The organism is Allocoprococcus similis (assembly GCF_054660775.1).
Genome location: NZ_BAAHSG010000020.1, coordinates 1 through 22,084, shown reverse-complemented (window position 1 = coordinate 22,084; position 22,084 = coordinate 1). Strand labels below are relative to the sequence as shown.

Here is a 22,084-nt window from a genome sequence, read left to right as displayed (position 1 = left end):
CTCTTTGATTTATTTGGAAACTTCATCCCATGTAGTAACATCTCCAACGTAGATGGATTTCACCTGATCTGCTGAAAGTTCATCTGCCGGGTTTGCTTTGTTTACGATAACTGCGATACCATCTGTTGCGATAACAGTTGCTTCAAGTTCTGCTGCTTCGTCATCTTTCAGTTCTCTTGATGCCATACCGATGTCATAGCTTCCTTCGATTGTAGATGTCATACCTGTTGTAGAATCTGATGTCTGAAGTTCGATTTCTGCATTCGGGTTTACCGCTTTGTAAGCTTCGATCAGTTTTTCCATCAGTGGTGATACAGAAGAAGATCCACCAACTACACATTTACCAGATGGTTTTGATCCTGCATAATCTTCTACATCAGATACCGGAATGTATTTTTCATCAGCAACCACTTTCTGTCCTTCTGTGCTCATGATGTATGCCATGAAATCTTTTGCTACTTCGTTGTCAAGATCTTTCTTGATTGCAATGTTGAATGGTCTTGATACTTTGTAAGATCCGTTTTCAATGTTGTCTGCTGTTGCTTCTGCTCCGTCGATCTTTAATGCTTTTACGCTGTCATTTAAAGAGCCAAGGGAAACATAACCGATTGCATATTCATCACCTGCTACTGTTGTAAGCATTACAGATGTGTTGTTTGTGATCTGTGCATCTGTTGTTGTCATATCAACCTTTGTTCCATCATCCTGTTTTTCTTCGATTCCGAACAGTTCGATGAAAGCTCCTCTTGTACCGGATCCATCTTCACGGGATACGATTGTAATGTCGTTTGATGTATCGAAATCACTTCCGCTGTCTGTGCTGCTATCTGCACTGCTGTCTGCGCTCTTATCAGATGATGATCCGCCGCATCCAACTGCCATTGTTGCTGCCATTGCTGCTACAAGTGTTACTGCCATTAATTTTCTGAATTTCATAATACTAAAATCCTCCGTTTTATGTGTTTTTGTTTTTTCTTTTCTTCACGGTCTCTATCATATAAAACGGTTGTAAAATCTGAAATCCTGGACGTGTAAAGTTTTTGTTAAATGTGATTTTTCCTGTTTAATCTCGCATTTCCAATTCGAAACTCACTGCGTTCCGAATTGAGTTGTACATATTATAGGCAAAAAAAGGATCAGCCAATTAACTTTGAGGGTATTCCTCAATAGTCAGTTGACTGATCCTGCTTCTTTATAATTCTTTTCCTATCTCTCTTTTTATCGTATCATCGGATTATCAATGATCTCCGCATCCACTTCTTCTGTCTTCTCCGGAATCGGCTTCTCGCCGCCCTCTTTCAGGCATTCCAGAATCGCCTCATTCAGTGACAGCATCTTATCATCCAACGCCGATACCATGTCCGCGCATTCTTTTAATTCCCGGCTGATATACTCTGGTGCCTGTCCTTCAAACTTGTAATAAATCTTATGCTCCAGACTCGCCCAGAAATCCATCGCAATCGTCCGGATCTGGATCTCGACCTTTGTATCTACCACACTGTCCGACAGAAAGATCGGAACAGACACCAGCATGTGGTAGCTTTTATATCCACTCTCTTTTGGATTCTTGATGTAGTCTTTGATCGACAGAACCTTTAAGTCGCTCTGATTCCCGATCATCTCTGCAAGCCGGTAAATATCCGATGTAAACGAACAGATCAGACGGACTCCTGCGATATCATTGACATAACGCACCATGTTCTCGATGCTTGTCTCATATCCGTACCGCTTCAGCTTCTTCACAATACTTTCTGCGGATTTGATCCTGGTCTTGATATGCTCGATCGGATTATATCTGTGTACATGTTGAAATTCATCGTTCAGTATCTCCAGCTTTGTCCCTACTTCTTTCAATGCGGAATTGTAAAGAAACATGACGGTCTTCCAGCTGTCTACATCATCGTAATACTTCATTGCTGACTGCATGTAATCTCCCCTTTTTATGTATACTTCCCTCCGGAATCTATCTCCCTTTTTCGTCCCGAAAGTAAAATCAGTATACCATTTTTTCTCTTTGAAATCTATACAGCCGGGGCAAGCTTCATAGTATTTTAATAAATTAGACAATCTCAATCTGACACATTTTCATAGTCTCTAATGCCGCCTGATGGGTCGCCGGTGTCACACCTGCGCAGCAGGATGCATCCACCTGGATCCTTGCTTCCGGAAGTACCGCCTTTAACAGTAACGCATTCGATACCACACAGATATCTGTACAAAGTCCGACAAGTTCAATGTCTGTATATCTCATCTTTTTTGCAATTTCTGCCAGCTCCGTACTTCCAAATGTTGGCTTATCAATCTTCTTTAATACATATGGCTTTAACGCATCGATAATTTCCCATCCATGCGTACCCTGTATACAATGTTCCACCGGAAGCTTTTTTCCTTCCTGAGTCTGCAAATAATCTGCCTGATGGGTATCTCTTGTAAAAATAATATCTGTCTCTTCTTCTCTTGCATCCTGCACTTTTTCAACTACACTACTTACGATTTCCTGTGCTTCTTTTGTTCCCAGGCTTCCATCCACAAAATCATTTTGCATGTCCACTACCACTAAAAGTTTTTTCACAATGTACCTCTTTTCTTTCTTTTATTTTCGCATTGCATGAATCATTTCTACAATGTCGTATCCATAACGTTCACCGGTTGCCCAGCCATACCCTTCCGGGTTCTCTTTCTGCCCCAGCCATTCCACATATGGTGCACTCCCCTTTGTCACATAAGAGTACCGGTCATCCACACATTCCCCGGCAAGTGCTTCGTCTGTCGCATAAGCTTTCAGATGCTGGATCTGCGCCCGGATCCCGGTTCTTACATTCGGGTAGGAATTTCCCGGTACACCTCCTCCCGTCGTCCCGATCCCGGCAAAATTATACTGGGTAATCTGCATATCCCCGCCATACTGCAGCCAGCCTGTCTCTTTCATCGCCTGTGCAAATGCGACTTCCGGACGAACGCCTTCTGCCGTGGCTTCTTCATAATACATCTGTGCAAATGTCTCGATATCAGGGGCGCCTCCCTGCGCCAAAACTTCTGCCGGATAAGTGCTTCCATGCGCTTTAAAATAATTTACTAATTGCCATGCGCGGATACTGCTGATCCCCATCACCGGATACTGTCCCGGCTGGATGGATGCCTCGATAGCTTCTGCCTCGGCAATTGCTTTTGCTTCGGTGCCCGATACCTGCTTCTGTTCTGTCATCTTAGTTTTTACTGTGCTGTCCTGTTTTGCTGATCCCGTGCTGTCGTTTTCGCTTTTCTCTGCCTTCTTCTGCTTTGCATTTTTTTCTGATTCTTCTATATAAGTTCTGTCGTTTCCATTTGCATTCCCGGCTTTTGACTTACCATATATCATACCAATCGATACAACTATCATACAGATTCCCAGTATAACCCGGATTATAGTTTCTCGTTTTATTCCAGACATTTTTCTGATTCCCTGTCTTTTTTCTCTATCCTATTCCATGTTCTTGATAAAGATGCTCTTTCTTTCATAAACTTTAGTATCAAAAGAGCTTCTTTTAAGCTCATTGAGTTCATTATTAGGTTCTTTATTAAGCTCATTAGGCTCATTATTTGGTTCTTTATTGGGTTCATTGACCTCAATGATCCCATTCCGACCGCTCTACAACTTAATCCAGAAAGACTACTTCATACCATAAAACACAAAATATATCACCCTCTTAAATATAGCACATCATATCATAGAATAAAATCTGTCAGATGTTAGATTTGTTGACCTATTTTTGACTTATAAAATATATAATCAACTTTTAAGATGTTTCTTGTTGATTTATTTTTAGTTTTTGCACTTTTCGATCAACTTTCAGGACCTACTTTATTGACTGATTTTTCATTTTTCCAATATATAGTCAACTTCTAAGGCTTGTTTTGTTGACCTATTCTTTGCCTTTATCTTTTTCAATCAACTTCCTAGCCTTATTTTCTTGATCTATTCTTCGCCTTTATCTTTTTCAATCAACTTTCTAAGCTTATTTTGTTGATCTATCTTCAACTTTTCTTCTTTCCAATCAATTCAACCTCCCTATCAACTTACTTTCAATGTACTCATGTACTCCTCTGACTATGATCTTATAACTCTCCTTTACTTTCTCCCTCAAATCCGCTATACTGAAAATCACTTGATGCAGAAATATTCTTGCCTTAACTGGCGCTTTTCATAATTTTTATAAGGAGGATTTTACCATGTTCCGCTTATGGGGAAAAGAATTTAAAGACAACCGTATGATCAAAGACACTACCATCTGTGATGACAGTGACGATACCAGAACACACAAGATTTTTAATGCTCTGGATGAAATCTGCTACGAATTTGATCTTAGCAAACCAATCTGGCTGGATGTCAATATCAACGAATTCAAACGGCATTCCAAAGCAAGATTCTACCAGGACAGCTTTGTGGATTCGATCGATTTTGATTTTCTGGAAATCCAGGTGATTGAAGAATAGAAAAAGAGAGGATTTTTCAGCCACATGAAAAATCCTCTCTTCTTCTATCGTTTCGTCTCATCCGAATAAATTCCACTGGAAAGATATCTCTCCCCACTGTCCGGCAAAATTACAACCAGATTCTTCCCTACATTTTCAGCTCTCTTTGCCACCTTGATTGCAGTCCAGAGCGCCGCACCTGACGAAATTCCAACTGAAATTCCTTCTGTCTTTGCCGAAAGTCTTGCTGTCTCATAGGCATCTTCATCTGTCACAGTAATAATCTCATTAAATAATTCCTGCCTTGTTACCGGAGCGATCATTCCACCGCCGATTCCCTGGATCTTATGCGGTCCAGGCTCTCCACCGGAAAGCACCGGGCAGCCTGCCGGTTCCACTCCAACGAGCTCCACATCCGGATTCTTTTCTCTTAAATATTCGCCAAGTCCGGTTAAGGTTCCACCTGTTCCAACTGCAGCAACCACAATATCGACTTCTCCGTCTGTATCTTCCCAGATTTCCGGTCCTGTCGTCTTAAAATGTGCATTTGGATTGTTCGGGTTTCCTCCCTGTCCGATCACAACTCCACCCGGTGTCTCTTCCAGAAGCTGTGCTGCTCTTTCTCCTGCACCGCCCATATTTTTCTCAGCCGGTGTCAGATAGACTTCTGCGCCATAGCCGTTCAGAATCTGGATTCTTTCTTTTGACATATTTTCCGGCATGCAGATATACGCCTTATATCCTTTAGCAGCCGCTGCCATCGCAAGACCGATCCCGGTATTTCCTGAAGTTCCTTCAATGATCGTTCCACCCGGTTTTAATTTTCCTTCCTGTTCTGCTGCCTCAATCATGTTCACTGCAATCCGGTCTTTTACACTTCCACCCGGATTAAAATATTCCAGTTTCCCAAGGATCCTTGCCTGGCTTCTCTCAAGTTCCTCAATTCTGTGAAGCTCCACAAGCGGTGTTCTTCCTGTAAGTTCTAATATGCTGTCATAGATTCTTCCCATTTTTTCTTCCTCTTTCCGTTTTCTATTTCCATTTGATCAGACTGCTCTCCAGTTTCTTTACCAGCACATCAATGATCGTAACCACGATTCCCATCAGGACAATTCCGGCTATCACATTGGTATAATCTGCATAATCCGAAAATTTCTTTACAAAATATCCAAGACCGGATGTTGCTCCGAGTAGTTCTGCTCCTGTCAGACACAGGAACGCTCCTCTAAGTGTTCCCGAAAGTCCTCCAATAATATCCGGTAACGTATAAGGAAGAATGACCTGAAAAAGCATCTTCGGGGTCGATACGTTCATAACCTTCGCCGACTGGATGATCTTTGGATCCATCCCACTGACTCTGGCGATCATCGTCTGAAATGTCGGCCAGAACACTGCTGAAAAAATTACAAAAATGGATGCGATTTTAAATGTAGGCATCACCGCTACCACATAAGGCGTATATACAAGTGGCGGAATCGGGCTGATCACATTGGCGATCGGTACGACTGCTTCTCTGAGTCTTGGAATCCATCCGGTAAAAAGCCCTAAAAACACGCCCAGAATTACCGCCAGTCCAACGCCCCACGCCAGAAGGACAAGGGAACTTACACCTCCGGCAAGCATCAGCTCTTTCTGTTCGATAAAGACATAAAATACATTTTCCGGTGCCGGCACCAACACAGGATGTGTAAAACCAAGCTTATAAGCACTTTCCCATATTCCTAAGAACAGGAATGTAATAAATGCAATGTCAATCGCACTTTTTCTTCTGTCTTTTATGTATTTGACTAAAAATAAAACCTCTGCAAATACAAGCACCGCAAGATATGCTACCGGTGATTCCATTTCCTGGTCTGTTTTCAAAAAGAGAACCAGAAAAATATTGATAAGAAACGCTATATTTGCACGATTTACCAGAATACTCACAGAACCACCTCCTCACCGATTTCTTCTGCCACACGGTTATAAAACAGCGAAATCAGTTTCTGATGAAGTTTTCGATAGTCATCCGTTCCGGCAAGCTCTTCTTTTCTTCGCGGATAAGGGATCATAACCGGAATCTCCGCACGGATTTTTCCAGGTTCCATCACAACGATCCGGTCCGCAAGAAGAATGGCTTCATCAATGTCATGGGTAACGAAAAGAACCGTTTTCCCTTTTTCTTTACTGAGCTTTGAGAAAAATTCCTGAAGCTCCTGCCTGAGCTTTGGATCGATCGCACCAAAAGGTTCATCCATCAGTAAGATGTCTGCTTCCATCGCCATCGCTCTTGCAATTGCCACTCTCTGCTGCATTCCGCCGGAAAGCTGGGATGGATACTTTTTCGCAGCCTCTTCCAATTCCACACTTTTCAGATAGCCATCTGCAAGCTCTTTTCTTTCTGCACGGGTATATTTTTTCCCGCTTTGCTTAATTCCGAAGATTACATTATCTCTGGCTCAAACTCTCCCTCCCGGATCGACAGATCGATCTTTTTCAGAGCCTCAAACCTCTGATGATTATCTTCATATGTAAATAACAGATTCCTGATTTCTATCTTACTCATGGATTCTCTCCTTATGATGTTCCTCTACTTGTTGTACTTGTTAAATGTCGTAAGCTGTTCCTGATAAAATGCATCATCCGGATTTTCTTTGATCAGTTCATCCAGTGCTGTTTTGTAAATCTCAGTATCAATATGATCATCAATATCTACCTTTGTGTCATCCTCAAAGAATCCGGAATCCTTAAGTGACTGATAATAAGTCTCGATTCCCTGTTTGTTCGGATCCAGTGTCAGTACGGTACGGTTTACAAATAAATAATTTCTTACATAGTCCTCATCCTGACCGGAAAAATCAGCCGGTTTTTTCACGATATCATCCTGATTGGCTTCATCACTGTAATATTCCCATGCCCGTAAATTTGCCTTTGTAAATTCGACAAATGCGTCATGCTTTTCTTCCAGTTTCTTCTTTGAAGTTACCTGACGGCAGCATACATACAGTGGAGAAAGCTCTCCTACCTGATATACCTGCTCGATTCCGATATCTGCATAGGAATTTGCAAATTCAATTGGAAGGAATCCAACCTCTGCTTCCCCTTTTGCAACTGCCTGTGCCACATTTGCCTGGCTGTCTACTTCTACAAGCTGAATGGAATCTACATCTACGCCTTCTTCCAGAAGCTTCGCTCTTGTTACTACCCAGGCGGAGTCACCACGGACCATTGCTGCTTTGATTCCTTCATAATTTTTCAGATCTTTAAATTTATCTACATCTTCCGGTTTGGAAATAATGGCTCCGCCTTCTGCTGCGGTTCCTCCGAAGATCACCAGATCCGAACCATTTGCAATAAATGTAAGATCCGGTACAACTCCGGTTCCCAGAACATCTACATCTGATTTCCCGGAACTAATAGCAGTTAAGGTAGCTGTTCCATCCTGTGTCTCCGGAAATTCAACATTCACGCCTTCTTCTTTGTAATAACCGAGTTTATTTGCCAGAATCACAATTGCTGTTCGAATAGTTCCCGGCTGAATCGCAAATTTGATCGTATTATTTTCAGAGTCCACAGATGCTTCCTTTTTGGAACTGCTCTCTGATGTCGTTTTGCTTCCACAGGCTGTGAGCCCCGTTACTGCCAATATTGCTGCTATACTAAGTGCTGTTACCTTTGTTGTAATGAGTTTCAATTTCATCATCTTTGTCCTCCTTTTTCTTTTCCTTATTTACCTATCTATTTAATAGGTTTTTGTTGTTTTGAATTATATCGTCTTATAACCTATATGTCAAGTATGAAAACTATGCTTTTATTTTCGTACAATCCGCAAGGCATCTCTACTGGCACTTTTCCTGTTAAATAAAAAGAAACAGAAATCCCAGGCAGCCTTGCTTTTGCATCTGCCTGAAATTCCTGTTTCCTTTTATGTTTCTCTCAGATTTTTTATTCTTCTATAATCTTCACACCAAATTTAGGAAGCTTTTCTCCCTTTTCTACTTCATTTCCACTTAAAAGATCCTTCTTTCCTGCAAATTCTTCCGGAATTTCCAGTTCTTCATCCTTAAAGTTCATCACAAAATAGAAGTTCTTTCCTTCTCCGTTACGTTTTACGATCTCCAGACCGTTTCCATTTCCTGCAACCGGATTTGCTCCTGCATCCTCTGCTGCCATCGCAAGCACTTTATCAGTACCTGCATCTTCCATACAGCTTCCAATATAATACAGCTTTCCATTTCCATAGGTATTTCGGGTTACCGCAGGCATACCAGCATAGAAATCTTCCGCATATTCCCCAAGTGACTCCGCACCTTCCAGATGCATCAGATCGCATACGATCTTACATTTGCTCTGGCTTCCATCTTTGAAAGTCACCACATTATACTGTTCCGGTGCGAGGGCATCGATTTCTTCCACCCAGACACCTGCCATCTCTTTTAATGGTCCCGGATATCCGCCCAGATATACATTGTCTGACTCTCCGACAATACCACTCATGTAGGTTGTCACGAGAATTCCACCATTTCTCACATATTCTTCCAATGCTTCTTTCATTCCCGGTTTCACCATATAAAGCACCGGTGCAACGACCATCTTATATTTGGAGAAATCTGCATCCACCGGAATCATGCTGACACCGATATTTTTCTCATAGAAATAACGATAATAATGATGAATCTGCTCCACATATTTGAGGTCAATGGACGGACCGCTTGTATATTCCAGAGCCCAGTAGTTATCCCAGTCAAAGATCACACCCACCTGTGCCTCATTTGCAGATCCTGGTATGATATCGCTCAGCTGTTCAAGCTCTTCACCAAGCTGCTTTACCTCGCGGAATACTCTTGTATTTTCTGTTCCTGCATGGGCAATGACTGCTCCGTGGAATTTTTCGCATCCGCCTACGCTTCGACGAAGCTGGAAGAACTGGATCGTATCCGCACCATGTGCCATAGTCTGATAGCTCTGTGCCCGCATCTGTCCCGGACGCTTGAGAGAGTTGTACGGCTGCCAGTTCTGCTGGCTTGGTGTCTGCTCCATCAACATAAACGGCTCATCCTTAAGACCACGCATCAGATCATGCCGCATTGCAACCAGACTCCACGGCGTATCATATGCCGGGTAATTGTCCCAGGAAATCACATCCATTTCCTTCGCCCATTTGAAATAATCCAGTCCCTTAAAGGTTCCCATCATATTAGTTGTGATCGGGGTCTCTTTGTCGTATCGGCGGATCGCTTCTTTTTCCATCTTAAAATTATTCAGCATTCCATCGGAATTGAACCGGCAGTAATCAATGGAAATTCCTGCAAATGCCGTCATATGCGGTTCTGCCGCATCTTCGATTCCGTCACCAAGCGCATTTGGAAGCACCACTTCATCCCAGTCATAAATGGTATGTCCCCAGAATTCCGTATTCCATGCTTTATTCAGTTCATCCAGTGTCTGATATTTTTCGCGCAGCCATACCCGGAACGCTTTTTCACAGTTTTCACAATAGCATTCTCCACCGTACTCATTGCTGATATGCCAGCAGGTCACATGTGGATTATCCCCGTAACGCTCGGCAAGTTTGCCTGCAAGGCGGGATGCAAATTTCTGAAACACCGGTGAATTCGGGCAGGCATTGTGTCTCTGTCCGAATTTGTGATGTCTTCCTTCATAATCCGTCCTTGCCACTTCCGGATAACGTTTTACCATCCATGCCGGGAGTGCTCCTGTGGAAGTTGCAAGCACGATATCATAGTTCTCGCGGCTCAGCATATCGATGATCTCATCCAGTTCTGTAAAATTATAAATTTCCTCTGACGGCTGGATCTTCGCCCAGGAAAATACATTGATCGTTGCACTGTTGATCCGGGCATCCTTGAAAATGCGCATATCTTCTTTCCATATCTCTTTTCCCCACTGGTTTGGATTGTAATCTCCGCCGTATAAAATTCTCTTAAATGGTCGTTTCATAATATCTCCTTTTATTTCTGTCTGTCACACGTTCTGTCATGTTTCTTTTCGTATGTTTCTTCTTGATTATACTAAAAGTAGACAGATCTTTGTATAACATGATAAACTAATAATATAACATTTCGAAACAGGTGATATGATGCCAATTTTTTTCAGAAATCTACCCTCATCGGAGCCGTTTACCTTTGATTCTGTTGGAAATGACCGTATCCAGGAGGCTGTAAACCGCCCACGGGGTTATCCTTTTTACCATTACCTCCAGACGGAAACCGGAGAGGGAATCGTAAAAGTACAAGAAAAAGAATATCTGCTAAAAGAAAATGAAGGAATCCTCATCGCACCCTCGATCCGGCATTCCTATCAAAGCCTCCATGTCTCTCCGGACTGGAAAACGTGCTTTGCAACATTTACCGGATCCCTGGAAAGCTCGATTGGGGATATTACCGGGAACCAGCCTGTTCTCCTCATATCCAGCGAACAGGGGATTCCCATTTCAACGATTATAAAAAAGGTGGTTACACAGTATCAGAATCCGCCTCTGGATCCTCTGTCACTGTCCTCCTCCTGTTATCGGCTCCTCCTGCTCCTCGCCGGCGGAACTGCCGTTCAGGCTGCCACAGATCCTTTGTATCAGCAATATCTGGTTCCTGTTCTTCATGAAATGGAAACAAACTATGATTCTCCTCTTACGATTCAGGAACTCAGCCGGATGGTCTATGTCACACCACAATATCTTTCCCGCCTGTTCCGCCGCTTTCTCGGATGCTCTGCTTACGAATATCTGACCAGCTACCGGATTGCCAAAGCACGGGAACTGCTTCTTTCCTCTCCACGTAGCGAAGTACAGGAAATCGCACGACAGACAGGATTTACAGATCCCAGTCATTTTATTGCGGTATTCCGTAAGATTACCGGGGTTACTCCACTGGAATTTCGGAAATTAAATTAACTTCTGTATGCACGAAAGGACCGGCAGTCCAAAACCGCCGGTCCTTTCGTCATATTTTATCTCATGGCATGTGATGTAATTATGCAAGTTTTTCGCCTGTGAGCATCTCATACGCCTGCAGGTATTTTTCGATTGTCTTATCCACGATCTCCTGTGGAAGTGTCCAGTTATTATCCGGATTAGCTGTGAGCCAGTCACGTGCGAACTGCTTGTCAAATGACGGCTGTCCGTGTCCCGGTTCATATCCGTCTGCCGGCCAGAATCTTGAGCTGTCCGGTGTCAGCATCTCATCACCGATCACCATGTTGCCATCTTCATCAAGGCCGAATTCAAACTTGGTATCTGCGATGATGATTCCTTTGCTAAGTGCATATTCTGCACATTTTTTGTAAAGAGCGATGGTGTTGTCACGAAGCTTTTCTGCTAATTCTTTTCCTCTTCCCGGGAAATATTTTTCCAGATGATCGATACTCTGTTCAAAAGAAATATTCTCATCATGATCACCGATCTCTGCTTTTGTAGATGGTGTGTAGATTGGTTCAGGAAGTTTGTCTGATTCCTGTAATCCTTCCGGAAGTTTGATTCCGCATACAGTTCCATTCTCTTTGTAGCTCTTCCAGCCACTTCCTGTGATGTATCCACGAACGATACATTCGATTGGGAGCATGTTCAGCTTCTTGCACATCATGGATTTGCCTTCGTATTTCTCCTGCTGGAAGAATTCCGGCATGTCTTTTGTATCTACAGAAATCATATGGTTCGGAAGAATCTCTTCTGTCATATCGAACCAGAATTTTGACATCTGTGTCAGAACAGTACCTTTCTTAGTTACTTCATTATTCAGAATCACGTCAAAGCAGCTGATACGGTCTGTTGCAACCATGATCAGGCTGTCGCCATTGTCATAAATCTCACGTACTTTACCTTCTTTGATCGGTTTTAATTCCTGCATGTTCTTACACCTCATTGTTTTATTTTCTTGTAAACTGAGTTTTATAAAAACTCTCAAAAGCGGTGCACTTTGGATACCGTATTCTCAGTATCTGCACCATATCTTGCATCCTAAATAACCGTAACACCGAACATAATGAGTGTCAAGAGAAACAAGGTTTCTGGCTTATTAGCATTTTTTATTAGCATTTATTACTTTCAGAATGAACTCTTGACATTTCCCTTTTACTGACTATACTATATTATAATAAATCAATATCATAAATACATATTTAATATACTAGACATATATTTATGGTATATCAAAAGGAAGTGCATTTTATGCAGCAAGGCATTATAGAAAAAAACCATATGGATATTCTCTGGCATGATTATGCTCTGAATAAAGAAGATACCATTCCGATCACAGAAGCCAGCCTTATAGAAAAAGCTTCCATCGTCGGAAGAACCGGTATGATGCTTCTTTCCTGTGGTACCGGTGCATGGCGTGTCCGCAGTTCTATGAATACGCTTTCCCGTGAACTCGGAATCACCTGTACCGCTGATATCGGTCTGATGTCTATTGAATATACCTGTTTTGACGGAGAAAACTGTTTTTCACAGTCGCTGTGCCTGACCAATACCGGCGTCAACACCTCGAAACTGAACCGTTTAGAGAACTTTATCAATGATTTTCCAACAAAAGAAAAATATCTTTCCGGAGAGCAGCTCCATTCTTACCTGGATGAAATTGAGCGGATCCACGGTCTGTATTCCCCGATCGCACTCGGATTTGCAGCTGCACTTGCCTGTGGCGCATTTACCTTTCTCCTGGGTGGCGGTCCGGTGGAAATGCTTCTCACTTTCTGTGGTGCCGGAATCGGTAATTTTGTAAGGTGTAAACTGACCAAACACCATTTCACCTTATTTTTAGGTATTACAGCCTCTGTGGCAGCTGCATGTATGGTATATGCCGCACTTTTAAAATTGACAGAAGTCCTGTTTGGAATTTCACTTGAGCATGAAGCCGGATATATCTGTTCCATGCTTTTTATCATACCGGGATTTCCATTCATCACCAGTGGTATTGACCTTGCAAAACTGGATATGCGGTCTGGTCTGGAACGCCTGACTTATGCAATGATCATTATTCTTGTCGCAACAATGACCGCATGGATCATGGCGCTGATCCTTCATCTGAAACCAAATGATTTCCCGTCTCTGTCACTCACACTCTGGCAGCATATTCTGTTCCGGCTTCTCGCCAGCTTCTGTGGAGTCTTTGGTTTCTCGATCATGTTTAACAGTCCAAAAGAACTTGCCGCGACTGCCGGGATCCTCGGTGCAATTGCGAATACCCTCCGGCTTGAACTTGTTGACCTGGCATCCCTGCCGCCTGCTGCCGCCGCATTTATCGGCGCACTGACTGCCGGAATTCTGGCATCTGTCTTAAAAAGCCGGATTGGTTATCCAAGAATTTCGCTGACCGTTCCATCCATCGTCATCATGGTACCCGGACTTTACCTGTACCGGGCAATTTACAACCTGGGCGTCATGTCACTCCAGACTTCCGCTTCATGGTTTGCGGCAGCACTACTTATCATTCTTGCTTTACCACTTGGACTGATCTTTGCAAGAATCCTGACAGACAAGACTTTCCGGTATTGCACGTAAAACGTTTTTTTCGATAAAAAAATGGTGTATGAAAAATGTTTTGTCGTTTTCATACACCATTTTTATCTGCTTTATTTCCTGTATATAATCTGGTCTGCCTTTTCAATATGTCTTTCCAGCCTGTCGGAAAAATGTTCAAGCGGAAGAAATACCCCCATTTCATCGTATCGCTTTCCGTCCTCTTCCAGCGAATCCTGTCCATAATACACAACCGATCTTGGAAGATCCTTCTGAAGCTCCATCATGATATCCCACACTGCTGCATAGGCTTCTGCTTCTGTCTTTTTCTCTTTTACCGTATCTGGAAGTTCATAGATCATAAGAACTCCGTTATGTTCTCCCATCTTGTATTCCTGCGCTTCCATTGTATCCGGATTATACGAGTGTCTTTTTCGATAACCGTGAGCCAGATACATTTTTACTTTGTCACGCTTCTGGTAAACTTTGCAGAACTTTTCATATTCTTTTTCTTTTACGTGAACCGGCAGATCCTCCAGCAGATTCCCATCTTCATCCGTCAGAAAATACGGATTTGTTTGACCGTCCGCATTAAACTTAAACGGCGCAAGAAAAGCATTTCTCAAAAGATCAAACATACTGTTCTGGCAGATCGCCATCAGAAATGCTGTCAGATCTTTATTTTCATACGCATCAAATAATGCACTCGTAAACTGCTTTGCCGGAAGATTCTCCGTCATAAATTCATCTCCGGAATCAATTGCATCATAAAAAGTGCTTTTCAGGCGTCTGCATGCCTCCGGATTTTCCAGTATTTTGTCAAATAACATCTCAGCCTTTTCTTCTCTTGGAAAAATCGTTGCCATATCTATCCTTCCTTTTCTTCCTAATGATATGATTTCTTTAAATCCTACTATATTATAGGTTTATCCAAGTGATTCGTAAATTGCATAATTTGTATTGTAACTATATCACTGTGACATAATGACGATTTTGTATTTTTTCAAAAAATCATACCCGTATTCATTTTCAGAATCCCCTCTTCTCTTTACTTTTCCGGTACAGATGTTAAAATAATTTCAGTAAATACTTTTGGCTGCCATGCAGCCAGGCAGAAAGGATTCTATCTATGTCAGATTATTATATTTCTCAAATCTATCCTTCCGACAAACGTGCCAACGCTGAAGTGGACGCGCTGCTTGTCTCAGAAGGGATCCGCAGGGATGCCAACCTGGATTACACCTGTGGAATGTATGACGATGAGATGCACATTATCGCAACCGGAAGCTGCTTTGGCAACACCTTACGCTGTTTTGCCGTAAGCCATGAACATCAGGGTGAGGGACTGATGAATTCCATCGTCTCACATCTGATCGAGTTCCAGTTTTCAAGAGGGAATACCCACCTCTTCCTCTATACCAAATGTAATTCGGCAAAATTTTTCGGTGATCTCGGATTTTACGAAATTGCCCGGATTGAGGGACAGATTGTCTTCATGGAGAACCGGAAAACCGGATTCCAGAACTATCTGAACAGTCTTGCAAAGGATCCGCTCCCGGAAGGGTATGCTGTAGCTGACTCATCTGCTGCGCCAAATTCAGAGTCGGACACTGACGCTTCATCCGATTGTTCAGGTAAAAAAATTGCCGCTCTTGTCATGAACGCCAACCCATTTACCCTCGGCCACCAGTATCTTGTCGAAAAAGCTGCCGCTGAAAATGATCTGCTTCACCTCTTCATCGTCAGTGAAGATACAAGCCTGGTTCCGTTTCAGGTAAGGAAACAGCTCGTCATGGAAGGAACCGCTCACCTGAAAAATATCTGCTACCACGACAGCGGTCCGTATATCATCAGCAATGCCACCTTCCCGAGCTATTTCCAGAAGGATGAAAATGCAGTCATCGAAAGTCATGCCATGCTGGATCTGACTGTATTTACGCAGATTGCAAAGACACTCGGCATCACACGCCGCTATGTGGGGGAAGAGCCGACAAGCCTGGTTACCGGAATCTACAACCAGATCATGTCTGAGAAGCTGCCGGAACAGGGAATTGAATGTATCATCGTACCACGAAAGACCTGTGAGGACACACCGATCAGTGCTTCCAATGTACGTCTTGCCCTGCAAAATGATAATTTCGATACACTTGCAAAGTTGGTTCCACAGACCACACTGGATTACTTCAGAAGTCCGGAAGCTGTGCCTGTGATCGAGCGGATTAAAAAACAGCAAAATGTAATTCATTATTAGGAGGAATCAAAATGGAAGGACATGAAGTTGTATTAACCGATATGCTCGCCTGCCGCGAACGCCGCGTCAATACGCAGAACGCATATATTCAGAAATACCATTGCCCGGTGATCTCATTCTGCATGAATATCCCGGGACCAATAAAGACAAATGACAAGATCAAAAAAGCATTCCTTTCCGGGAAAAAAGCTCTGTTCGATGCATTACAAAAAGAGAACATTCCGGTTCTCTCACAGATTGAATTTGATGATAAGACCGGAAATGAAATCATTCTTGCTGTCAATTATCCGGCAGATAAGATCAAAGAACTGACTACAGAAATTGAAGAAATGCATCCGTTTGGACGACTTTTTGATATGGATGTGATCGGAACGGACGGGGAAAAACTCTCCCGCGGTGTCTACCGCAAATGCCTGATCTGCGGCTGTCAGGCACAGGAATGTGCCAGGTCGCGGAAACATACCGTTTCTGAGATGCAGGCTAAGATTGAAGAAATGTTATTGTAATACAATAAAAATTTGTCATATAACGGTTGTTCTTATCATTCACATCGTTATATGGCAAATTTTTTATTTAGCTATTTAAATCTCAAGTTTTTCTTTTTACTCATTTCTTTGAATTTCTGTAAAATGCTTTACCGGCTCCGGTTTCTCCTGATGCTCTCCGATCATTTTCTCCATCCAGACCATATGATACCATCGTCCAAATTTGTAACCACACTTTCGGAATTCTCCGATCAGACGATACCCCAGATGCTCATGGAACTGCTCACTGTTCTTTGTCAGATATTCATCATCCACCTCGGGATAGCCGATGCACGCATACAGATTGATGATATTCTGCGCTTTCAGCGCATCCTCCAGTGCCTGATAAAGTAATTTCCCTACGCCACTGTGTCTGCAATCTTTCTTAAGGTAAATCGTAGTTTCCGCCGACCAGTCATATGCAGCCCGGCCATAAAAAGCTCCGGCATATGCATAACCGATGATCTCCCCATCTCTTACCGCCACCAGATACGGATATTTCTCCAGTGTATGGTGAATCCGCCCGGTAAACTCTTCCAGAGTCGGCACGTCATATTCAAAGGTAATTGCTGTGTCCGTAACATACGGTGCATAGATATTTAAAATTTCTTCCGCGTCCGCCTCAGTTGCCGGGCGGATCCTGATTTCATTTGTATCCATTTTTCTACTCCTGATCCCTATATCCAGTTGCTGTCAATTTCTTCTTTCAATTCACAGAACATTTTGTAAAACTCCTGTTTTGCCAGCGTAATGATTCCCATCGCAATCTTCCGGTTATAAGAATGTGTTACATTATTTCTTTCATCATCTTCCATGACTGCTCAAAAGTAATTTCATATAATCCAACCAAACCAGTTAAAACGACATTATCACACGGTGTATATTATATTTTTTTACAAATGAAATGATTTCATCTATAACTTCCATTTTTATTCCGGTATTCACAAAAGTCTGCATCATTTTCCTTCCATATCAAATGCGCGTTCCCCCAGAATCCGCATCCATCTTTTTCTAGTCTTCCTCACACACTTCAATCTTAAACACATTGATCGTATCCACATCCGGACAGCAAAATACCGCGGTTCCTGGCTCCTGTCCCGGAATACTTCCGCCGTACCGCAGGATATCCACATATGGAAATGCCACATGCATCGCCATCGGACAGAGTTCACCTCTCTGGGTGTCAAAATCATAGCTGTCTCCAATCTTATGTCCTCTGTGACATCCAACCGGTCCTTTCCGGTCGATCAATGTAATTTTTATTTTTGGTCTCCTGCTCATTATACAATTTCCTCCAGATACTGTTCGATTGGGATTCCTTTATATTTATCCTCATTATCCTTATTTTTTACAATCAGCTTTTCCACTGCATCCATTGCAAGCCGGACGCTTTCTGTCAGCGGCGTTCCGCTTTTGAATTTACCGATCAGGACAGAAGAAAAAATGTCTCCTGTTCCGGCAAACCGAACCGGAATTTCTGTATATGGAAGGCTGGTGATCTCGCCATTTTCTCCATCCAGAATCATCGTACAGGAGTGTCCATCGATCTTCATACTGGTAATAACTACCGTCTTTGCCCCGTCTGCATGAAGCGTACGGATCAAATCCTCTGCTTCTTCTTTTGTAAGCTCCATCTTGTCTGTATACTTTCCTGCAAGAAAAGCTGCTTCCGTATAATTCGGCACGATCATATCTGCCACCTTGCACATCTGACGCATATAAGTAACGGTCTTCTCCGTCACACCATTGTAAAGGTGTCCGTCATCTCCCATGATCGGATCTACGAAAATGAAAGTTCCATTCTCTTTTTTCTTCTGACAATACTCAGAAACCAGCTTTGTCTGTTCTTCAGAAACCAGAAATCCAGTACTGATCATATCAAATTTAAATCCGAGCTCGTCCCAGATCCGCATACTGTTCTTCATATAATCCGTTGTTTCCAGAATATCGAATTTTCCATAGTCCAATGTATTTGACACTAATGCGGTCGGGAGATTGTACACCTGGAATTTCATGCTCGAAAGAATCGGTATCATCGAAGATAACGCAACCTTTCCATAGCCTGCCATATCGTTGATAAGTAATATACTCTTCATGTTTTATCCTCTTTTCTGGAAATTTTCCGCACTTTTTTCTACTATAAAATTTATCATACCATGAATCAAATTTGTATACAAGCAATGAAAAAGATCGAAGTCTTCTCATATTCCGTCAGCATTTCCCGCATTACCTTTTTCCACATATAAAAAGACTAAATATTATTCTTACTCTTGACACATCTGTGCTAACTGTATATACTGTACCTATACAGTTGAAACATATAAAAATGAGGTGAAGACGTGAATATTTTCATAGATAACAAAAGTGGTGCACCCATCTATGAACAGATTTACACGCAGCTGAAGTCTCAGATCATCAGCGGAACGCTCCTGGAAGATGAAGCCCTGCCTTCCATCCGAAGCCTTGCCAAAGACCTCCGGATCAGTGTCGTGACCACCAAACGGGCTTACGATGAACTGGAAAAAGAAGGATTCATTTATACAATCACAGCAAAAGGCTGCTTTGTCGCTCCGCTTAACACGGATCTTCTGCGTGAAACCAATCTAAAGAAAATTGAAGACTATATGGAAAAAATAGTACATCTTGCAGCTTCCTGTAATCTCAGTGAACAGGAGCTTACCGAGATGCTTCATTTCATGATGGAGGAATAACTTATGACCACATTTGAAACAAATGCATTAGAACTAAAAGATCTGTGTAAATCCTATCCCGGATTTTCACTGGATCATCTGAATCTTACACTTCCAAGCGGCTGTATCCTTGGACTGATCGGGGAAAATGGTGCCGGAAAGACGACCGCAATCAAGCTGATTCTGGATATTATCAGGAAAGATTCCGGTATCATACGGATTCTTGGGAAAGACTGCTCTACCGAAACTTCTATCCCAAAAGAAGAGATTGGCGTTGTTATGGACGAAGTCGGTTTTCCAGAATGCCTGACTCCGACACAGATCGGGCTGATTATGAAGGATTCTTTCAACAACTGGGATTCTTCTTTGTACAGCCAGTATCTCCAGACTTTTCATCTTCCGGAGAAAAAAGAATTTGGACAGTTCTCCAAAGGAATGAAGATGAAGCTCGGAATCGCAGTTGCCCTCTCCCACCATCCAAAGCTTCTGATCCTTGATGAGGCAACCAGCGGACTGGATCCTGTGGTACGGGATGAGATTCTCGACATTTTTAACGATTTCACACGTGATGAATCGCATGCGATCCTGATTTCTTCCCACATTGTAAGTGACCTGGAAAAAATCTGTGACTATATCGCATTTCTCCATAAAGGAAAACTGGTTCTTTATGAAGAAAAAGACCGGCTCCTGGAAGAATATGGCATTATCCAGTGTACAAAGGAACAGTTACAGGAACTGGATCCTTCTGCGATTATCGGAGTCAAACAGACTTCTTATAATACGGAAGCTGTTATCCTCCGAGATCAGATTCCGGAAGGCTTTTCCGTTCAGCCGGTCAGCATTGAAGACCTGTTTATATTTATGATAAAGGAGGCGCACTGATATGAAAGGACTCTTACGCAAAGACTGTTATCTTATGATGAAATACTGCCGTGTCTTTTTACTGCTCGTATTTATCTTCACAATTGTCGGCATAAAAAATAATAAAGTCTTTTTCGCCCTGTATCCGATTGTACTTTCCAGCATTATTCCGGTAAACCTGCTTTCTTACGATGAAAAAGCACACTGGAACAGCTATGCCTGTACTTTCCCATATACCCGAAAAGCTATCGTATCCTCCAAATACATTTTAACCTTATGTGTCCTTGGAGCATCAAGTTTACTAATTATTTTTGCACAGGTATGTAATATGTTAATAAACCATAATTTTCAACTTTTTGGCTTATTCTCAACTTTTGCAGTGATACTTTCCTGTGGTTTATTACCGCCGGCATTTATGTTTCCATTTACATTCAAGCTTGGAAGTGAAAAAGGCCGCTTTGCCTATTATACGGGATTCGTTCTCTTTTTTGTAATCCTGGCTTTCTTTCAGGAAGTTACGGATAATCTCTCACTTCGTATTACACAAATGGCAGTTCCACATGCCCCAATCGTAATTGTCTTTCTGATCGTATTCGGACTCTATGGACTTTCATGGTTTCTATCTATGAAATTTTACCAGAAACGGGACTTGTAATTCTTTCTATAATAACAAAAGCGATTTACCTCAAAGTAAACCGCTTTTGCTCGTTTATTCCATAATCGTTTCCATTCGCTCTTTAATAATATCGGCAATTTCCCATCCCGCATACTGTTCACTGATGCAGTCTCTTGAAATCACACCACCGGCTTTGTCCATATGCCCTCCGCCGTTTCCAATTCCATCACACAGCTTTGCTGCTACTTCATTTGCCAGATAATCCCGGTCTGCACTTCTTACCGAAATCTGATAACCGCTGTCAATATCCGTATATGCAATACTGATCTTCGCTACATCGACTTTGATTGCCATATCTCCGATAATTCCAAGTACCGACTGTTCACAATGCATGGCACTGATCAGAAGATACTGCTTATCCTGGTCGAAATAAGCATGATGGAGCGCTTCTCCGGCAATCATAAGATCTTCCAGACTCATACAGGATTTCTTCAGGCGCTCCAGCTCCGGATAATCATCCCGTAATTCATCACGCATGGCAATATCATTCTTCTTATAGAGATCCACATACGATGAAGTATCTGTATACAATCCATATAAGAACGCAATACTCAGTCTTCTGTTTGCCTTCACATCATATCCTTCTTCTTTCAGAAGTTCCCATACAATTGTAGAACAGCTCTGATAAGAATTGTCGATCAATGTCTGCGGTGTCTTTTTCATAAAAGGCATGTGATGATCGATCACCACTATATTGTCTGTATCAAAGTGATATACATTCCCCTGACCGTATTGTCCATCAACGAGTAGCAGAAGCTCTGTATCAGGAAGCTCCTTTACATACTCTGCCGGAATCTCACAGATATTCAGCATATACAAAAGATCCTTCTTCTGTATCTCCCGTTCTCCACCGTAAATAATCGACGCTTTGATATCATGCAGTTTTAAATATGTATATACGCCATATGCCGCCGCCAGTGCATCTGCATCCGGACAGTTATGGCACTGAATACATACTTTTTTGTACTTTAATAGCTGATTTAAAAAACCCATTTTCTCCCGCCTCTTAGATTACTCTCATTCTTTCAGCATATTACCACATTTTTCCTTAAAGGTAAATAAACTAAATTTATTCTTTTCCATGTTCATGCTTTTTCATGAAAAAGCAAATACCTTTTGTATAAAAAATAGGCTTCGCCTATTCAGCTCCCCTGCCCCTCAATCGAGGGCACTGAAAAA

Annotated in this window: 25 protein-coding genes; 8 read left to right on the top strand and 17 right to left on the bottom strand. The window is 42.3% G+C overall.

Annotated features, from left to right (window positions below; all coding sequences use genetic code 11):
- Positions 1-9: 9 nt before the first annotated feature.
- The 4 genes from ACYQ5K_RS10550 to ACYQ5K_RS10535 form a co-directional block, all read right to left on the bottom strand.
- On the bottom strand, positions 10-936 hold the full coding sequence (locus ACYQ5K_RS10550) for a substrate-binding domain-containing protein (protein ID WP_173689302.1): 927 nt from the start codon (positions 934-936) through the stop codon (positions 10-12).
- Between the two features lie 282 nt (positions 937-1,218).
- Positions 1,219-1,926 carry a GTP pyrophosphokinase gene (locus ACYQ5K_RS10545; RefSeq protein ID WP_173689303.1) on the bottom strand — a complete coding sequence of 236 codons (708 nt, stop codon included), beginning with the start codon at positions 1,924-1,926 and terminating at the stop codon, positions 1,219-1,221.
- Between the two features lie 133 nt (positions 1,927-2,059).
- Entirely contained in the window at positions 2,060-2,572 is a 513-nt protein-coding gene (locus ACYQ5K_RS10540; RefSeq protein WP_173689304.1) for a cysteine hydrolase family protein, read from the bottom strand.
- A gap of 21 nt (positions 2,573-2,593) precedes the next feature.
- On the bottom strand, positions 2,594-3,430 hold the full coding sequence (locus tag ACYQ5K_RS10535) for a glucosaminidase domain-containing protein (RefSeq protein WP_173689305.1): 837 nt from the start codon (positions 3,428-3,430) through the stop codon (positions 2,594-2,596).
- Between the two features lie 779 nt (positions 3,431-4,209).
- Here ACYQ5K_RS10535 and ACYQ5K_RS10530 point away from each other — a divergent pair.
- Complete coding sequence (locus tag ACYQ5K_RS10530; protein ID WP_173689306.1) at positions 4,210-4,473, top strand: hypothetical protein; 264 nt, start codon at positions 4,210-4,212, stop codon at positions 4,471-4,473.
- 44 nt (positions 4,474-4,517) lie between these two features.
- On the opposite strand, the gene cysK is transcribed toward ACYQ5K_RS10530, so the two are convergent.
- From cysK to ACYQ5K_RS10500, 6 genes are all read right to left on the bottom strand, one after another.
- Entirely contained in the window at positions 4,518-5,462 is a 945-nt protein-coding gene (cysK, locus tag ACYQ5K_RS10525) for a cysteine synthase A (protein ID WP_459777545.1), read from the bottom strand.
- Between the two features lie 22 nt (positions 5,463-5,484).
- On the bottom strand, positions 5,485-6,378 hold the full coding sequence (locus ACYQ5K_RS10520; protein WP_459777544.1) for an ABC transporter permease: 894 nt from the start codon (positions 6,376-6,378) through the stop codon (positions 5,485-5,487).
- Positions 6,375-6,866, bottom strand: coding sequence for an ABC transporter ATP-binding protein (locus ACYQ5K_RS10515; protein WP_459777547.1), 492 nt, complete (start codon positions 6,864-6,866; stop codon positions 6,375-6,377). The genes ACYQ5K_RS10520 and ACYQ5K_RS10515 overlap by 4 nt, the downstream gene beginning before the upstream one ends.
- An 8-nt stretch (positions 6,867-6,874) precedes the next feature.
- Complete coding sequence (locus ACYQ5K_RS10510) at positions 6,875-6,997, bottom strand: hypothetical protein (RefSeq protein WP_279325110.1); 123 nt, start codon at positions 6,995-6,997, stop codon at positions 6,875-6,877.
- A gap of 24 nt (positions 6,998-7,021) precedes the next feature.
- Positions 7,022-8,134, bottom strand: coding sequence for an ABC transporter substrate-binding protein (locus tag ACYQ5K_RS10505; protein WP_459777543.1), 1,113 nt, complete (start codon positions 8,132-8,134; stop codon positions 7,022-7,024).
- Between the two features lie 242 nt (positions 8,135-8,376).
- Entirely contained in the window at positions 8,377-10,392 is a 2,016-nt protein-coding gene (locus ACYQ5K_RS10500) for a beta-galactosidase (protein ID WP_178025279.1), read from the bottom strand.
- 136 nt (positions 10,393-10,528) lie between these two features.
- Here ACYQ5K_RS10500 and ACYQ5K_RS10495 point away from each other — a divergent pair, with 136 nt between their 5' ends.
- Positions 10,529-11,341, top strand: a complete 813-nt coding sequence (locus ACYQ5K_RS10495) for an AraC family transcriptional regulator (protein ID WP_459777542.1) — start codon at positions 10,529-10,531, stop codon at positions 11,339-11,341.
- A 79-nt stretch (positions 11,342-11,420) separates the two neighbouring features.
- On the opposite strand, the gene ACYQ5K_RS10490 is transcribed toward ACYQ5K_RS10495, so the two are convergent.
- Positions 11,421-12,293 carry a phosphoribosylaminoimidazolesuccinocarboxamide synthase gene (locus ACYQ5K_RS10490; RefSeq protein ID WP_178025277.1) on the bottom strand — a complete coding sequence of 291 codons (873 nt, stop codon included), beginning with the start codon at positions 12,291-12,293 and terminating at the stop codon, positions 11,421-11,423.
- A 320-nt stretch (positions 12,294-12,613) separates the two neighbouring features.
- Here ACYQ5K_RS10490 and ACYQ5K_RS10485 point away from each other — a divergent pair, with 320 nt between their 5' ends.
- The gene (locus ACYQ5K_RS10485) at positions 12,614-13,945 is read left to right on the top strand and encodes a threonine/serine exporter family protein (RefSeq protein WP_178025275.1); all 1,332 of its coding nucleotides are present in this window, start codon (positions 12,614-12,616) and stop codon (positions 13,943-13,945) included.
- A gap of 71 nt (positions 13,946-14,016) precedes the next feature.
- Here the strand turns inward: ACYQ5K_RS10485 and ACYQ5K_RS10480 are convergent, their stop codons facing one another.
- Positions 14,017-14,769, bottom strand: a complete 753-nt coding sequence (locus tag ACYQ5K_RS10480) for a DUF4866 domain-containing protein (protein ID WP_459777541.1) — start codon at positions 14,767-14,769, stop codon at positions 14,017-14,019.
- A 263-nt stretch (positions 14,770-15,032) separates the two neighbouring features.
- Between ACYQ5K_RS10480 and ACYQ5K_RS10475 the strand changes: the two genes are divergently transcribed.
- Positions 15,033-16,154 (top strand): [citrate (pro-3S)-lyase] ligase, encoded by a 1,122-nt coding sequence (locus ACYQ5K_RS10475; RefSeq protein ID WP_178025271.1) that lies wholly within the window; start codon positions 15,033-15,035, stop codon positions 16,152-16,154.
- Positions 16,155-16,165: 11 nt separating this feature from the next.
- The gene (gene citX, locus ACYQ5K_RS10470) at positions 16,166-16,660 is read left to right on the top strand and encodes a citrate lyase holo-[acyl-carrier protein] synthase (RefSeq protein WP_178025269.1); all 495 of its coding nucleotides are present in this window, start codon (positions 16,166-16,168) and stop codon (positions 16,658-16,660) included.
- A gap of 96 nt (positions 16,661-16,756) precedes the next feature.
- Here citX and ACYQ5K_RS10465 read toward each other — a convergent pair whose 3' ends face one another.
- The 4 genes from ACYQ5K_RS10465 to ACYQ5K_RS10450 all read right to left on the bottom strand — a co-directional run bounded on the left by ACYQ5K_RS10465 (position 16,757) and on the right by ACYQ5K_RS10450 (position 18,774).
- Positions 16,757-17,338, bottom strand: coding sequence for a GNAT family N-acetyltransferase (locus ACYQ5K_RS10465; RefSeq protein WP_178025267.1), 582 nt, complete (start codon positions 17,336-17,338; stop codon positions 16,757-16,759).
- A 17-nt stretch (positions 17,339-17,355) separates the two neighbouring features.
- On the bottom strand, positions 17,356-17,493 hold the full coding sequence (locus tag ACYQ5K_RS10460) for a hypothetical protein (RefSeq protein ID WP_173689287.1): 138 nt from the start codon (positions 17,491-17,493) through the stop codon (positions 17,356-17,358).
- A 196-nt stretch (positions 17,494-17,689) separates the two neighbouring features.
- On the bottom strand, positions 17,690-17,959 hold the full coding sequence (locus tag ACYQ5K_RS10455; protein WP_178025265.1) for a TIGR04076 family protein: 270 nt from the start codon (positions 17,957-17,959) through the stop codon (positions 17,690-17,692).
- On the bottom strand, positions 17,959-18,774 hold the full coding sequence (locus ACYQ5K_RS10450) for a pyridoxamine kinase (protein ID WP_178025263.1): 816 nt from the start codon (positions 18,772-18,774) through the stop codon (positions 17,959-17,961). The genes ACYQ5K_RS10455 and ACYQ5K_RS10450 overlap by 1 nt, the downstream gene beginning before the upstream one ends.
- A 243-nt stretch (positions 18,775-19,017) precedes the next feature.
- Between ACYQ5K_RS10450 and ACYQ5K_RS10445 the strand changes: the two genes are divergently transcribed.
- Genes ACYQ5K_RS10445 through ACYQ5K_RS10435 form a run of 3 tightly spaced genes read left to right on the top strand, consistent with a single transcriptional unit; the run spans position 19,018 to position 20,884 of the window.
- Entirely contained in the window at positions 19,018-19,389 is a 372-nt protein-coding gene (locus ACYQ5K_RS10445) for a GntR family transcriptional regulator (protein ID WP_178025261.1), read from the top strand.
- A gap of 3 nt (positions 19,390-19,392) precedes the next feature.
- On the top strand, positions 19,393-20,250 hold the full coding sequence (locus ACYQ5K_RS10440; protein WP_178025259.1) for an ABC transporter ATP-binding protein: 858 nt from the start codon (positions 19,393-19,395) through the stop codon (positions 20,248-20,250).
- A 1-nt stretch (position 20,251) separates the two neighbouring features.
- Positions 20,252-20,884, top strand: a complete 633-nt coding sequence (locus tag ACYQ5K_RS10435) for an ABC-2 transporter permease (protein WP_178025257.1) — start codon at positions 20,252-20,254, stop codon at positions 20,882-20,884.
- 54 nt (positions 20,885-20,938) lie between these two features.
- Here ACYQ5K_RS10435 and ACYQ5K_RS10430 read toward each other — a convergent pair whose 3' ends face one another.
- Complete coding sequence (locus tag ACYQ5K_RS10430) at positions 20,939-21,898, bottom strand: DHH family phosphoesterase (protein WP_178025255.1); 960 nt, start codon at positions 21,896-21,898, stop codon at positions 20,939-20,941.
- Between the last annotated feature and the right edge of the window lie 186 nt (positions 21,899-22,084).

What these genes read in the sequence shown, in the direction of transcription:
- ACYQ5K_RS10550 (WP_173689302.1), bottom strand. Translation starts at nt 936, where the DNA reads ATGAAATTCAGAAAATTAATGGCAGTAACACTTGTAGCAGCAATGGCA.
- ACYQ5K_RS10545 (WP_173689303.1), bottom strand. Translation starts at nt 1,926, where the DNA reads ATGCAGTCAGCAATGAAGTATTACGATGATGTAGACAGCTGGAAGACC.
- ACYQ5K_RS10535 (WP_173689305.1), bottom strand. Translation starts at nt 3,430, where the DNA reads ATGTCTGGAATAAAACGAGAAACTATAATCCGGGTTATACTGGGAATC.
- ACYQ5K_RS10530 (WP_173689306.1), top strand. Translation starts at nt 4,210, where the DNA reads ATGTTCCGCTTATGGGGAAAAGAATTTAAAGACAACCGTATGATCAAA.
- cysK (WP_459777545.1), bottom strand. Translation starts at nt 5,462, where the DNA reads ATGGGAAGAATCTATGACAGCATATTAGAACTTACAGGAAGAACACCG.
- ACYQ5K_RS10510 (WP_279325110.1), bottom strand. Translation starts at nt 6,997, where the DNA reads ATGAGTAAGATAGAAATCAGGAATCTGTTATTTACATATGAAGATAAT.
- ACYQ5K_RS10505 (WP_459777543.1), bottom strand. Translation starts at nt 8,134, where the DNA reads ATGATGAAATTGAAACTCATTACAACAAAGGTAACAGCACTTAGTATA.
- ACYQ5K_RS10500 (WP_178025279.1), bottom strand. Translation starts at nt 10,392, where the DNA reads ATGAAACGACCATTTAAGAGAATTTTATACGGCGGAGATTACAATCCA.
- ACYQ5K_RS10495 (WP_459777542.1), top strand. Translation starts at nt 10,529, where the DNA reads ATGATGCCAATTTTTTTCAGAAATCTACCCTCATCGGAGCCGTTTACC.
- ACYQ5K_RS10490 (WP_178025277.1), bottom strand. Translation starts at nt 12,293, where the DNA reads ATGCAGGAATTAAAACCGATCAAAGAAGGTAAAGTACGTGAGATTTAT.
- ACYQ5K_RS10485 (WP_178025275.1), top strand. Translation starts at nt 12,614, where the DNA reads ATGCAGCAAGGCATTATAGAAAAAAACCATATGGATATTCTCTGGCAT.
- ACYQ5K_RS10480 (WP_459777541.1), bottom strand. Translation starts at nt 14,769, where the DNA reads ATGGCAACGATTTTTCCAAGAGAAGAAAAGGCTGAGATGTTATTTGAC.
- ACYQ5K_RS10475 (WP_178025271.1), top strand. Translation starts at nt 15,033, where the DNA reads ATGTCAGATTATTATATTTCTCAAATCTATCCTTCCGACAAACGTGCC.
- citX (WP_178025269.1), top strand. Translation starts at nt 16,166, where the DNA reads ATGGAAGGACATGAAGTTGTATTAACCGATATGCTCGCCTGCCGCGAA.
- ACYQ5K_RS10465 (WP_178025267.1), bottom strand. Translation starts at nt 17,338, where the DNA reads ATGGATACAAATGAAATCAGGATCCGCCCGGCAACTGAGGCGGACGCG.
- ACYQ5K_RS10460 (WP_173689287.1), bottom strand. Translation starts at nt 17,493, where the DNA reads ATGGAAGATGATGAAAGAAATAATGTAACACATTCTTATAACCGGAAG.
- ACYQ5K_RS10455 (WP_178025265.1), bottom strand. Translation starts at nt 17,959, where the DNA reads ATGAGCAGGAGACCAAAAATAAAAATTACATTGATCGACCGGAAAGGA.
- ACYQ5K_RS10450 (WP_178025263.1), bottom strand. Translation starts at nt 18,774, where the DNA reads ATGAAGAGTATATTACTTATCAACGATATGGCAGGCTATGGAAAGGTT.
- ACYQ5K_RS10440 (WP_178025259.1), top strand. Translation starts at nt 19,393, where the DNA reads ATGACCACATTTGAAACAAATGCATTAGAACTAAAAGATCTGTGTAAA.
- ACYQ5K_RS10435 (WP_178025257.1), top strand. Translation starts at nt 20,252, where the DNA reads ATGAAAGGACTCTTACGCAAAGACTGTTATCTTATGATGAAATACTGC.
- ACYQ5K_RS10430 (WP_178025255.1), bottom strand. Translation starts at nt 21,898, where the DNA reads ATGGGTTTTTTAAATCAGCTATTAAAGTACAAAAAAGTATGTATTCAG.